The organism is Achromobacter agilis, assembly GCF_900496965.1.
Classification (GTDB): domain Bacteria; phylum Pseudomonadota; class Gammaproteobacteria; order Burkholderiales; family Burkholderiaceae_B; genus Achromobacter; species Achromobacter agilis.
This window is the reverse complement of the sequence record NZ_UFQB01000029.1, coordinates 28251-40998: the sequence shown is the minus strand read 5'-3', so window position 1 is coordinate 40998 and position 12748 is coordinate 28251. Positions and strand designations below refer to the sequence as shown.

Genomic DNA, 12748 nt, shown 5'->3' with positions numbered 1-12748 from the left:
GGCGCCGCCGGCCGGGGGAAGCAGGCGCTGGCGCCTGCTGGGGCCGCCGGGCGATGGGTATTACCCTGCGCGGTTGCCGAACAGGCCCGACAACGAGGCCAGCAGATCGGCCGGGTTGAATTGGGAATTCGACGGCACCGCGCCGTCGGGCGTGGCCTGGTCCACCAGTTGCGGCAGCAGCGAGGACAGCGAACCCAGCAGCGAATCCGAATCCTGGCCGGTCTTGGCGGCCAGTTCGTTCACGACGCCGGGATCCAGCACGGAACCCAGCTGGTCGGCGCTGACGGGCATGTTCTGGCCCGTGCCCACCCACGAGGCCACGATCTCGCTCAAGCCGCCCTTCTGGAAGCTTTCGATCAGGCCCGAGAGGCCGCCCGGGTATTTGTTCAATTGCTCGATCAGCGCGGGCAACAGCGACGCCGAGCCCCCTTGCTGACCGCCGCCGGCCATCGAGGCCAAGGAATCCAATAGGCTCATCATCGTGCTCCTGAAAAGTCGGAGAATCAGTATAGGCCCGCGCCCGCCGCCGTGGGCGTCATCCGGCGGCTCCGGCGGCGGATCTTTGCAAAGCTTGTCCTTGCAGGCGGCTCAATCCGCCGGCTTGCCCGCTTGCAGCGCCTGCAGCGACTTCAGGCCGGCGCGGCCGTCCGGGCGCAGGCCCAACTCGCGTTGCGCCGCCTGCAAGGCGGTCCGGGTGCGGGCGCCGATCATGCCATCGGGTTCGCCCACGTCATAGCCCCTGGCAATCAGCAGGCGCTGCAATTCGCGCCGCTGCGCCCGCGACAGCCCGGGGTCGTCCGTCGGCCAGGCCTGGACCAGCGGTCCGGCGCCGCGCAGCCGGTCCGACAGATGGGCGATGGCGAGGGCATAGCTTTCCGCCGCGTTGTAGGAATAGAGGGCGTCGAAATTGCGCGTGACCAGGAAGGCGGGGCCGCCCTTGCCCGCCGGCAGCAGCAGGCCGGCCGGGACGTCGCCCGCGGGCAAAGGCTGGCCGTCGGCGCGCCTCACGCCCTGTTTCGCCCAGTAGGACATGGGGCGCTTGTTCTTGCGCCCGGCGCCGGAGGTGGCCAGGCCCGCGGGCAGGCGCACCTCATACCCCCAGTCCAGCGCGCTGTTCCATCCCGCGCGCTTGAGGAAATGCGCGGTCGACGCCAGCGCGTCCGGCACGCTGTCGACCAGGTCGCGGCGGCCGTCGCCGTCGAAATCCACCGCCAGCCGCAGATAGGTCGACGGCATGAACTGGGTCTGGCCGAACGCGCCGGCCCAGGAGCCCACCAGCCGGTCCGGCGCCAGGTGCTCGTCCTGGATGATCTTCAGCGTGGCGTAGAACTCGCCCCGGAAATAGGCCTGGCGGCGGCCGAAGCAGGACAGGGTCGACAGCGAGGTCAGCAGCGGCCTGCCGCCCAGCGTGCGGCCATAGTTGCTTTCCACGCCCCAGACGGCCGCGATGGTGGCCGGATCCACGCCGTAGCGCGACGCCGCCCGGCCCAGCTCGGCCTGCCAGCGCGCCATGCCCGCCTGGCCGTCCGCCACGCGCTCGTCGTCGACCAGGCCGGCCATGTAGTCCCAGATGGGCGTCTTGAATTCCGGTTGCGCGTCCAGCAGGCCAATCACCGCCATGTCGGGCGCCAGGCCCGCGGTATGGGTGTCGAACGTGGCGCCCGACACGCCCGCCTTCAGCGCCGGCCCGCGCAATTGCGCCAGGCAGGCCGCGAACGGCTCCGCGGCCTGCGCCGTGGGCGCCAGCAGCGCCAGCGCAATGCCGGACAACGCGAAAGCCGCGACCCACTTGGCCGCGGCCCGCTCTTGGTTTCGTTTCATGCTTGGGATTCCGTGTGAGGAAGGAGCGCGGCGTCGCCCGCCTGCAGCGCGGCAAGCTCGGCCTCGTCGAACCCGGCGGCACGGCGCGCCTGCAGATTGAACGGACCGCGCAGGCGGGGCGCGCCATGACGCTCTGCCAGTTCCGCATAGCAGGCGATGGGATCCTTGCCCGCCAGCCTGCACAGACGCTTGTACCAGAAGATTCCGATGGCGACGTGGCCAATCTCGTCGGCCAGGATGATGTCCACGATAGCGGCGCTTTCGGCGTCTCCCGCCCCCGCCAGCTTGCTGCGGATCTGGGGCGAGGCGTCCAGGCCTCGCGCCTCCAGCGTGCGCGGCACCAGCGCCAGACGGGCCAGCAGGTCGTCCTGCGTGCGTTGCGCCATTTCCCACAAGCCGTTGTGGGCGGGGAAACCGCCGTAGGCGTAGCCCAGGGCCTCCAGCCGCCGCCTGAGCAGGTCGAAGTGATGGGCTTCTTCGCGCGCCACGCGCAGCCAGTCGCGATAGAACGCCTCAGGCATGCCGGCGAAGCGCCACAGGATGTCCAGCGCCAGGTTCACCGCGTTGAATTCGATATGGGCCAGCGCATGCAGCAGCGCCGCGCGCCCCTCCTGCGTGGCCATGGAACGTTGCCTGACCTGGGAAGGCGCCACCAGCTCCGGCAACGGCGGACGGCCCGGCAGCACGGCGGACGGCGCGAAGGTTTTTCCGCAATCCAGCACGGCGGCGTCGGAGATGGCCTGCACCCCGGCCAGCTTGTCCTGCCAGGCCGTGGCGGCCAACGCCGCCAATGCCAGCCCGCGCAGGCAGTCCTGCCCTTCCCCGCCCAAGGGCGGGACCGTCTTGATATCCATACTCGATCCCCTGCCGGGGCGGCTCCCCGATAAAAACCGCAGCGGTTTCAACACCGTGCAACCACGAAGACTTTATCATTCGCGGATGGATTCCCTGCGCCTGACCATAGAAACCGACCTGTCCCGCATCGATGCCCTGCAATGGGATGCGCTGGCGGGCGACCAGCCCTTCCTGCGCCATGCGTTCCTGCGCGCGCTGCATGAAACCGGCTGCGCCACGCCGGAAACCGGATGGGCGCCGCACTATCTGGCGCTCTGGCGCGACGGCACGCTGGCCGCCGCGGCGCCGCTCTACCTGAAGTCGCATTCACGCGGCGAATATGTCTTCGACTACGCCTGGGCCGACGCCTTCCAGCGCCACGGGCTGCGCTACTACCCCAAGCTGCTGTCGGCGATTCCGTTCACCCCGGTGACAGGGCCGCGGCTGCTGGCGCGCAACGACGAAGACCGCGACACCCTGGTGCGCGGGCTGGTCGCCTTCGCGGAGCAGGTCAACGTGTCGTCGCTGCATCTGCTGTTTCCCGCCGACGCCGACATGCGCGCCTTGCGCGAGGCCGGCTTCATGGTCCGGGAAAGCGTGCAGTTCCACTGGACCAACCCGGGCTACGCGGACTTCGAAGCCTTTCTTGCAGCCATGAGCCACGACAAGCGCAAGAAGATCCGCCAAGACCGCAAGAAGGTCGCCGCGGCCGGGCTGTCGTACCGCTGGCTGCGTGGCGGCGAGATCGGCGCCGACGAGCTCGGCTTCTTCTACGACTGCTATTGCCGCACCTACTTCAGCCATGGCAATCCGCCCTACCTGAGCCGTGAATTCTTCGAGCGGGCGCACCGCGAACAGGCCGAGGCATTCGTGCTGATCCTGGCCGAACGCGGCGATCAGCCGATCGCGGCCGCGCTCAACCTGGCGGGAGGCGATGCGCTCTACGGCCGCTACTGGGGCGCGACCGAATACGTGCCGGGGCTGCATTTCGAGACCTGCTACTTGCAGGCCATCGCCTATTGCATCGCGCACGGCATCGCGCGTTTCGAAGGTGGCGCACAGGGCGAACACAAGATGGCGCGCGGGCTCCTGCCCACGCCCACCTGGTCGGCGCACTGGGTCGCCCACCCGGGATTCGCCGATGCGATCCGGACGTTCCTGGACGAGGAAACGGCGGCAGTGACGGACTACCTGGGAGAACTGGAAACGCACACCCCGTTCAAGCGAACCGCCGAAGATTAGGCCGCCGCCGGCGCGGGCCTACAGGAACCGGTCGAGCAGCTTGCGGCTGTGCTTGTCCAGCGACTGGATGTCGCGCACCAAATAAAAAATGCCGTGGCTATCGGCGATCAGCAGCGTCTGCGGACTCAGCCTGCGGATGTCTTCTTCGCCGCGCAGCGTGAACGAGGTGGGTCCACGGTCGGTATCGACTTTCCAGGTGCTGGGGGTGGCGAAGGTGGACACGCTGGCCAGCTTGCGGATCTCGGGCATGAACTCCCGGCTCGCCAGTTCTTCCTCGATCAGCGCGCGCTGCGGCGCGGGCACGTCGGACAGGTGTTCGATCCAGACCAGTTCGCGTCCGTCGCCGGTCACCAGGGACAGGCCGCGGCCGGCCTCGCTGATCGGGAAGGCGCGCACGGGGATGACCCCTTCGTGGATGTCGCCGTCGGCGGACTGGAATTCCAGGCGCCCGAAGGCGTTGCGGCGCAGCTGAAAAGACGGCAAGGTCATGACGGTAATCCCGGTTCCGTGTCAGGCCACGGCGGCCATGTCTTCGCTGCCCGACGCCTGCGCGTCGGCTTCGGCCTGGCGCGCCTGCGCCTGGTAGAGCCGATAGTAGGCGCCCTCGCGGGCCATGAGTTCTTCGTGCGGCCCCTGCTCGACGATCTGGCCGCGGTCCAGCACCACCAGGCGGTCCGCCTTGCGCAACGTGCTCAGGCGGTGGGCGATGGCGATGGTGGTGCGTCCGCGCACCAGGTTGTCCAGCGCCTTCTGGATTTCCTTTTCGGTGGTGGTGTCGACCGACGAGGTGGCCTCGTCCAGGATCAGGATGCGCGGATCGATCAGCAGCGCGCGCGCGATCGAAATACGCTGCCGTTCGCCGCCCGATAGCGCCTGGCCGCGTTCGCCGACCAGCGAGTCGTAGCCATGCGGCAGCCGCAGGATGAATTCGTGCGCGTGCGCGGCACGCGCCGCCGCCACGATCTCGTCGCGCGTGGCCTCGGGCTTGCCGTAGGCGATGTTCTCGGCGATGGTGCCGAAGAACAGGAACGGCTCTTGCAGCACCAGACCGATATTGCGCCGGTAATCGGCCACGCGCACCGAACGGATGTCGGCGCCGTCCACCAGCACCGCGCCTTCCGACACGTCGTAGAAACGGCAGATCAGGTTGATCAGCGTGCTCTTGCCCGAACCGCTGTGGCCCACCAGGCCGATCATCTCGCCCGGAGCGATATTCAGGTTCAAGCCGCGGATGACCTGGCGGTTGCCGTAGCGGAACCCCACCTCGCGCAGTTCGATGCGGCCGTTGATGTGCGGCAGCCTGGCCGGATTCTGCGGTTCCGGAACGCTGGAAACGTGATCGAGGATATCGAAGATGCGCTTGGCGCCGGCAGCCGCCTTTTGCGTGACCGACACGATGCGGCTCATCGAATCCAGCCGCATATAGAAGCGTCCGATGTACGCGAGGAACGCGGCCAGCACGCCCACGGTGATCTGCTTTTGCGATACCTGCCAGATGCCGAAGATCCACACGATCAGCAGGCCGACCTCAGTCAGCAGCGTGACCGTGGGCGAGAACAGCGACCAGGTGGTGTTGACGCGGTCGTTCACTTCCAGGTTGCGGTTATTGGCTTCGCGAAAGCGCGCGACCTCGCGCTTTTCCTGCGCGAATGCCTTGACCACCCGGATCCCGGGGATCGTGTCGGCCAGCACGTTGGTGATCTCGGACCAGATGCGGTCGACCTTCTCGAACCCATGGCGCAGGCGATCGCGCACGGCATGGATCATCCAGATGATGAAGGGCAGCGGCACCAGCGTGACCAGCGCCAGCCAGGGATTGATGGACACCAGGATGATGGCCGTCATGGTGATCATCAGGATGTCGGTGGCGAAATCCAGCAGGTGCAGCGACAGGAACACGCAGATGCGGTCGGTTTCGCTGCCGATGCGCGAGATCAGGTCGCCGGTGCGCTTGCCGCCGAAGTACTCCAGCGACAACTGCTGCAGGTGTTCGTACGTGGTGGTGCGCAGGTCCGCGCCGATGCGTTCGCTGACCCAGGCAAGAATGTAGGTCCGGGCCCAGCCCAGCGCCCAGGCCACGAACGCCGACGCCAGCAGGCCGCCCAGGTACAGGCGGACTTTGTCGTAGTCGATGGGCGCGCCGTTCTGGAACGGAATCAGCACGTCGTCCATCAGCGGCATCGTCAGGTACGGCGGCACCAGGGTGGCGGCCGTGCCCATCAGGGTCAGCAGGAATCCGGCCAGCAGCGGGCCGCGGTAGGGGCGCGCAAAGCGCCACAGGCGCAGCAGCGCCCAGGTCGACGACGGCGCCGCCTGTTCCTGGTTGCAGACGGGGCACTCTTCCCCGCCGGAAGGAATGACGTTATTGCAGATCGTGCAGTGGCGCTGCTCGGGTTCCTCGGCCTGCCGGCCGGACAGGCGGATGGCCTGCTGGGCCTCGAACTGCGCCAGCAGGCGCAGCGCGGCGGGGTTGCGGGCCAGGGTAAAGCGCCACACGCCCAGGCGGGCGGTTTCGTCGTGCAGTTCCAGTTGGGCGGCGCCCGCGTGGTCGGTCAGGCTGAGCGCTAATTGAGGGCCGTATGGCCAGGATTCCCAGCCGCCATCGTCGGAACGGCGGGCCAGCAAGCGGCGGTCGGTGGCCGCGACCAGGCCGGGTTGGAACTTCAGGCGCTGATCCAGGTCTATTTCAACCCAGGCCAACAGCGTTTCGCCATCCGCCAGGTCGGCACGGATGTCATCCCGCCAGCGGGCAGGAAAGGCTTCGGCAAGGCCGGAAAGCAGGTGTGGTTTTTTCATTGGAACGCATACCGGGCCAGGACTCTGCCCTACGAGGCAACCGGTTCGCCACCGGGAGGGGCGGGAAACGTGTCCCTTCCTTACAACACAACGAGTTCACGCCCTGAAGGCGTCGTATAGTATCAGCCGATTTTTCTAATTAGGAATATCTGGGATCCCCCACTCGTTGGCATTATTCTAAAGTCGCAACCCCAATAAATTCGCGGTATTGCATAGGGGCGTCCGCGCGTGCCAACCTGCTTCTTCAGCAAATTAAAACATGAAAAAGAAAGACATTGAATTTCTCGATGTCGTGGCTTTGCGCGGCCCGAACATTTGGACTTACCGCCCGGTCCTTGAAGCATGGGTGGATATCGGCGAGCTGGAAGATTACCCCTCCAACACCATTCCGGGCTTCTACGAACGCCTGACCGAATGGCTGCCGACGCTGATCGAGCATCGCTGCAGCCCGGGCGTGCGGGGCGGCTTCCTGTCCCGCGTAAAGGAAGGCACCTGGCCGGGCCACATCCTCGAACATGTCACGCTGGAGCTGCAGAACCTCGCGGGGCTGCGCGGCGGTTTCGGCAAGGCCCGCGAAACCTCCACCCGCGGGGTCTACAAGGTCGTCGTGCGCGCCTGGCAAGAGCAGGTCACCCGCGCCGCCCTGAATGAAGCCCGCGACCTGGTCATGGCCGCGATCGAAGACCGTCCTTTCGACGTGCCCGCCACCATCGCGAAACTGCGCGGCCTGATCGACAGGCACTGCCTGGGTCCCAGCACCGCCTGCATCGTGGACGCGGCCGACGACCGCGACATTCCCTACATCCGCCTGTTCGAGGGCAACCTCGTGCAGTTCGGCTACGGCTCGGCCCAGCGCCGCATCTGGACCGCCGAGACCGACCGCACCAGCGCCATCGCCGAGGGCATTTCGCGCGACAAGGACCTGACCAAGGAACTGCTGTCGACCTGCGGCGTGCCCGTGCCGGAAGGACGCCTGGTCGAAAGCGAAGCAGACGCCTGGGAAGCCGCCGAGGACATCGGCCTGCCCGTGGTCGTGAAGCCTTACGACGGCAACCACGGCCGCGGCGTCTTCACCAACCTCACCACCCGCGATGAAGTCGTGTCGGCCTACCGCGTGGCGGTGGACGAAGGCAGCGGCGTAATCGTCGAGCGTTTCGTGCTGGGCAACGAGCACCGCCTGCTGGTCGTCGGCGACCGTATGGTTGCCGCCGCCGCGGGCGAGCCGGCCTGGGTGACGGGCGACGGCAAGTCCACCATCACCGAACTGATCGACAGCCAGATCAACACCGACCCGCGCCGCGGCCGCACCGAAAACCACCCGCTGAACCCGGTGCGCCTGGATTCGGCCGCCCGCCTGGAGATCGCGCGCCAGGGCCTGACCGAGGACGGCGTCCCGGCCGAAGGCCAGCGCGTGCTGGTGCAGCGCAGCGGCAACGTCGCCTTCGACGTCACCGACCGCGTGCATCCCAGCGTCGCCGCCACCGTGACCCTGGCCGCGCGGGTCGTGGGCCTGGACATCGCCGGCGTGGACCTGGTCGCCGAGGACATCACCCGCCCGCTGGACGAACAGCGCGGCGCCATCGTCGAAGTCAATGCCGGTCCGGGCCTGCTCATGCACCTGAAGCCGGCCGACGGCGCGCCGCGCCCCGTGGGCCGCGCCATCGTCGACCATCTGTTCCCCGACGGCGACACCGGCCGCATCCCCATCGTGGGCGTGGCCGGCACCAACGGCAAGACCGTCGTGGCGCGCCTGGTGGCCCGCCTGCTGTACCTGTCGGGCAAGCGCACCGGCCTGGCCTGCAGCGAAGGCCTCTACCTGGACCGCCGCCTGGTGCAAAAGGGCGACCGCGCCGATTTCGCCTCGGGCACGCGCCTGCTCATGAACCGCAACCTTGACGCGGCGGTCATCGAGAACGACAGCGGCGTGATCCTCGGCCAGGGCCTGGCCTATGACCGCTGCCAGGTGGGCGTGGTCACCAACATCGACGACGCCGACCATCTGGGCGACTTCGACATCAACGAAACGGAGCGCATGTTCAATGTGTTCCGCACCCAGGTGGACGTGGTGCTTCCGAGCGGCGCGGCCGTGCTGAACGCGCGCGACCCGCGCGTGGTGGAAATGGCTGAGCTGTGCGACGGCGCTGTGATCTTCTTCGGCATCGACCCTGCGCTGCCGGCCATCGCCGAGCACCTGCGGCAGGATCGCCGCGCCGTGTTCGTGCGCGACGGCAGCATTGTGCTGGCGCAAGGAACCCGCGAGGAAAAGCTGGCCGCCGTGGCCGCCATTCCGCTGACCCATGGCGGGCGCGTGGCCTTCCAGGCCGAGAACGTGCTGGCCGCGGTCGGCGCGGCCTGGGCGCTGGACATCCCCGTCGAACTGATCCGTGCCGGAATCGAAACCTTCGATATCGACCAGGCCGACGCGCCCTGGCAGTTCACGCTGTTCGAACGCAACGGCAGCACCGTGGTGGTGGACGACGTGCACAACGCCTCGGCGCTGCGTCCGCTGATCGCCGCGATCGACCAGTTCCCGGCAACCCTGCGCGCCGCCGTCTATTCCGCCGGCGCCGACCGGCGCGACGAAGACCTGATCGAACAGGGCAAACTGCTGGGCGATGCGTTCGACCGGGTCGTGCTCTACGACGACCTCACCGTGCGCAGCAAGCGCCCCGCGGGACAGGCGCGCGCGCTGCTGCGCCAGGGCCTGGCGCAAGGCGCCCGCGTGAAGGACATCCAGGACGAACCCGACCACGGCAAGGCCATCGAAAGCCAGCTCGACGGTATTGCCGCGGGCGACTTCGTCCTGCTGCAGTCGGACGAGGCGTTCTCCGGCCCCACCATCGACCTGGTCCGCCGCTGGATTCAGCAATACTGACAATATCCGCGCGCGCCCGCCCCAGAACGCGGGCGGGCGTGAGCTAGACAGGAATACCTGCCATGGAAGTTTCCCGTATCCGAGCACTGCGCGGCCCCAACCTGTGGAGCAAGAACACCGCGATCGAGGCCATCGTCTCTTGCGCCGACGCCGAATGCTCCATCGACAACCTGCCTGAATTCGAAGCGCGCCTGCGCGCGCGCATGCCCCAGCTCGGGCTGCTGCGCCCCGAAGGCCACCAGGACGCGGTGTCCATCGCACACGTGCTGCAGATCGTCGCGCTGACGATGCAGGCGTACGCGGGCTGCCCCGTCACGTTCGGCCGCACCGCCTCCACCATCGAGCCCGGCGTGTTCCAGGTGGTGGTCGAATATAGCGAAGAAGACGTCGGCAAGCTGGCGATGGCGCTGGCGCAAGCGCTGGTGCACGCCGCGCTGGACGACGCGCCGTTCGATCTGGCCGACGCCCTGAAGCGCTTGCGCGAGCTGGACGAAGACGTACGCCTGGGGCCCAGCACCGGCTCGATCGTGAACGCCGCGGTCGCGCGCAACATCCCCTACCGGCGCCTGACGCAAGGCAGCATGGTGCAGTTCGGCTGGGGCAGCAAGCAGCGTCGCATCCAGGCCGCCGAAACGGACCAGACCAGCGCAATCTCCGAATCCATCGCGCAGGACAAGGACCTGACGAAGATGCTGCTGGATGCCGCCGGCGTGCCGGTGCCGATGGGGCGTTCGGTGACGACCGCCGAAGAAGCCTGGGCCGCCGCCCAGGAGCTTGGCGGCCCGGTCGTCGTCAAGCCGCGCGACGGCAGCCAGGGACGCGGCGTCGCCGTCAACATCGAAACGCGCGAGCGCGTGATCCAGGCGTTCGAAGCCGCCGAAGAGATCAGCTCCGAGGTCATCGTGGAACGCTACATTCCCGGCCATGACTTCCGCCTGCTGGTGGTGGGCGGCGCGCTGGTGGCGGCGTCGCGCCGCGACCCGCCGCAGGTCACGGGCGACGGGCAGCAGACCATCCGCCAGTTGGTAGAGCAGGTCAACGCCGATCCCCTGCGCGGCGACGGCCACGCGACGTCGCTGACCAAGATCCGCTTCGACGACATCGCCCTGGCCACGCTCAAGAAGCAGGGCTTCGACGCCGACTCGGTGCCGCCCGCCGGCACGCTGATCTTCCTGCGCAACAACGCCAACCTGAGTACCGGCGGATCCGCCACCGACGTGACCGACGAGGTCCACCCCGAGATGGCGGCGCGCGCGGTGTCCGCCGCCCGCATGATCGGGCTGGACATCTGCGGCGTGGACGTGGTGGCCGAAAGCGTGCTGTATCCGCTGGAAGACCAGCATGGCGGCGTGGTGGAAGTGAATGCCGCGCCCGGTCTGCGCATGCATTTGAACCCGTCGTTCGGCAAGGGCCGCGCGGTGGGCGAAGCCATCATCGCCAACATGTACGCGGACGGCGACGACGGCCGCATCCCGGTGGTGGCGGTGGCCGGCACCAATGGCAAGACGACCACCGTGCGCCTGACCGCCCACATCCTGGGGGCGGCCGGAAATCGCGTCGGTATGACGAATTCCGACGGCGTCTACGTGGATAACCTTCGCATCGACACGGGAGACTGCAGCGGCCCCCGCAGCGCGCGCAGCGTGCTCATGCACCCGGACGTGGATGCGGCGGTGTTCGAAACCGCCCGCGGCGGCATCCTGCGCGAAGGCCTGGCGTTCGACCGCTGCAACGTGGCTATCGTCACGAACATCGGCATGGGCGATCACCTCGGCTTGGGCTACATCAGCACGGTCGAAGACCTGGCCGTGGTCAAGCGCGTGATCGTACAGCACGTGCATCCCGCGGGCACCGCGGTCCTGAACGCGGCCGATCCGATCGTGACCGAAATGGCCGTCAGCTGCCCGGGCTCGATCACCTATTTCGCCGAAGACCGGAACCATCCCGTGATGGCGACGCACCGCGCGCAGGGTCTGCGCGCCGTGTACCGCGATGGCGATGCGATCGTGACGGCGCAAGGCGCGGAAGAAACCCGCTATCCGCTGGCCGCGATTCCGCTTACGCGCAACGGCGCGATCACGTTCCAGGTCGAAAACGCCATGGCCTCGATCGCCGCGGCCTGGGCGCTGGGCCTGGACGAAGATGTCATCCGCCGCGGCCTGGCCACGTTCGTCAACGATGCCCAGACCGCGCCCGGACGCTTCAACGTGTTCGACTACCGCGGCGCCACGGTGATCGCGGACTACGGCCACAACCCCGACGCGATCCTCGCCCTGGTACGCGCGGTGGACGCCATGCCCGCCAAGCGGCGCTCCGTCGTCATCAGCGGCGCGGGCGACCGGCGCGACGAAGACATCCGCATGCAGACCGAGATCCTGGGCGATGCGTTCGACGAAGTGGTGCTCTACCAGGACCAATGCCAGCGCGGCCGCGCCGATGGCGAGGTACTGGCCCTGCTGCAGCAAGGCCTGGCCAACGCCACGCGCAGCAAGCTCGTCGAAGAAATCCACGGCGAGTTCCTGGCGATCGATACCGCCCTCGCCCGCCTGGCGCCCGGCGACCTTTGCCTGATCCTGGTGGACCAGGTGGAAGAAGCGCTGGCCCATATCGCGAGCCGGATCTCGCAGGCCTGAGCCGCCTTCGCGGCGCAATGAAAACGGGGCGCCTCGAGCGCCCCGTTTGCTTTTGCCGGCAGCGCCTGGCGGCTCAGCCGTCGGCCGACACCGCAGGCGCCGCAGCCTGGTACTGGTCCGTCACGTGCGTGCACCCCACCGCCGCCATCGCGGCCAGCGTCAACAAGATCGCGCTGCAAAGTCGTTGCGTCATGCGTGCCCCTCTCCCCTTCTTTGTGATCGAACCGCCCAGCGGGTTCCGTCACAACTATACCCTGCAGATCCCGTTACCAGCCCTCCGCAAAAGCGGACAAGACATTGCCGGAATGTAACTTTGCTCCCTAGTGCGCCTGCAACCCCTACCCACCGTGAATCGCGCATCTCGCCAAGACGAGGCCGTTACATTTGCCCACAGCAAGGTTTGACAGGACTCGGCGGCGGCTCGTACGTTGAAGACCAGGGCCTGCACGACCGCATTCGCAAAGCAGGCAGGCCTGACTGATCAGTGTCCCACTCAACCGCGGGGGCAAGGTTTGTAGGCCGCAAACCCGCCGCCGCATGCAGACAG

The 12748-nt window shown here is 67.7% G+C and carries 7 protein-coding genes and 1 pseudogene; 3 read left to right on the top strand and 5 right to left on the bottom strand.

Features of this window, described 5'->3' with window-relative positions; genetic code table 11:
• Positions 1-60: 60 nt before the first annotated feature.
• The 3 genes and pseudogenes from AGI3411_RS25875 to AGI3411_RS25865 form a co-directional block, all read right to left on the bottom strand.
• Positions 61-525 (bottom strand): annotated as a pseudogene (locus AGI3411_RS25875) (YidB family protein); the annotation flags it as partial.
• Between the two features lie 63 nt (positions 526-588).
• Positions 589-1821 (bottom strand): lytic murein transglycosylase, encoded by a 1233-nt coding sequence (locus AGI3411_RS25870; RefSeq protein ID WP_129530179.1) that lies wholly within the window; start codon positions 1819-1821, stop codon positions 589-591.
• On the bottom strand, positions 1818-2675 hold the full coding sequence (locus AGI3411_RS25865; RefSeq protein ID WP_129530178.1) for a ferritin-like domain-containing protein: 858 nt from the start codon (positions 2673-2675) through the stop codon (positions 1818-1820). Before AGI3411_RS25865 ends, AGI3411_RS25870 begins: the two co-directional genes overlap by 4 nt.
• A gap of 85 nt (positions 2676-2760) precedes the next feature.
• Between AGI3411_RS25865 and AGI3411_RS25860 the strand changes: the two genes are divergently transcribed.
• Positions 2761-3897 carry a GNAT family N-acetyltransferase gene (locus AGI3411_RS25860; RefSeq protein ID WP_129530177.1) on the top strand — a complete coding sequence of 379 codons (1137 nt, stop codon included), beginning with the start codon at positions 2761-2763 and terminating at the stop codon, positions 3895-3897.
• Positions 3898-3915: 18 nt separating this feature from the next.
• Here AGI3411_RS25860 and AGI3411_RS25855 read toward each other — a convergent pair whose 3' ends face one another.
• Positions 3916-4386 (bottom strand): cyanophycin metabolism-associated DUF1854 family protein, encoded by a 471-nt coding sequence (locus tag AGI3411_RS25855; RefSeq protein ID WP_129530176.1) that lies wholly within the window; start codon positions 4384-4386, stop codon positions 3916-3918.
• Between the two features lie 21 nt (positions 4387-4407).
• Entirely contained in the window at positions 4408-6693 is a 2286-nt protein-coding gene (locus tag AGI3411_RS25850; RefSeq protein WP_129530175.1) for a cyanophycin metabolism-associated ABC transporter, read from the bottom strand.
• 259 nt (positions 6694-6952) lie between these two features.
• Here AGI3411_RS25850 and cphA (AGI3411_RS25845) point away from each other — a divergent pair, with 259 nt between their 5' ends.
• Together cphA (AGI3411_RS25845) and cphA (AGI3411_RS25840) are read left to right on the top strand one after the other, a co-directional pair.
• Entirely contained in the window at positions 6953-9568 is a 2616-nt protein-coding gene (gene cphA / locus AGI3411_RS25845; RefSeq protein WP_129530174.1) for a cyanophycin synthetase, read from the top strand.
• Between the two features lie 62 nt (positions 9569-9630).
• Positions 9631-12201: a cyanophycin synthetase gene (gene cphA / locus AGI3411_RS25840; RefSeq protein ID WP_129530173.1), complete on the top strand. Its 2571-nt coding sequence runs from the start codon at positions 9631-9633 to the stop codon at positions 12199-12201.
• The last annotated feature ends 547 nt before the right edge of the window (positions 12202-12748 follow it).

Coding starts and splice junctions, on each gene's coding strand:
- cphA (WP_129530173.1), top strand. CDS start 9,631: ATGGAAGTTTCCCGTATCCGAGCACTGCGCGGCCCCAACCTGTGGAGC.
- cphA (WP_129530174.1), top strand. CDS start 6,953: ATGAAAAAGAAAGACATTGAATTTCTCGATGTCGTGGCTTTGCGCGGC.
- AGI3411_RS25850 (WP_129530175.1), bottom strand. CDS start 6,693: ATGAAAAAACCACACCTGCTTTCCGGCCTTGCCGAAGCCTTTCCTGCC.
- AGI3411_RS25870 (WP_129530179.1), bottom strand. CDS start 1,821: ATGAAACGAAACCAAGAGCGGGCCGCGGCCAAGTGGGTCGCGGCTTTC.
- AGI3411_RS25865 (WP_129530178.1), bottom strand. CDS start 2,675: ATGGATATCAAGACGGTCCCGCCCTTGGGCGGGGAAGGGCAGGACTGC.
- AGI3411_RS25860 (WP_129530177.1), top strand. CDS start 2,761: ATGGATTCCCTGCGCCTGACCATAGAAACCGACCTGTCCCGCATCGAT.
- AGI3411_RS25855 (WP_129530176.1), bottom strand. CDS start 4,386: ATGACCTTGCCGTCTTTTCAGCTGCGCCGCAACGCCTTCGGGCGCCTG.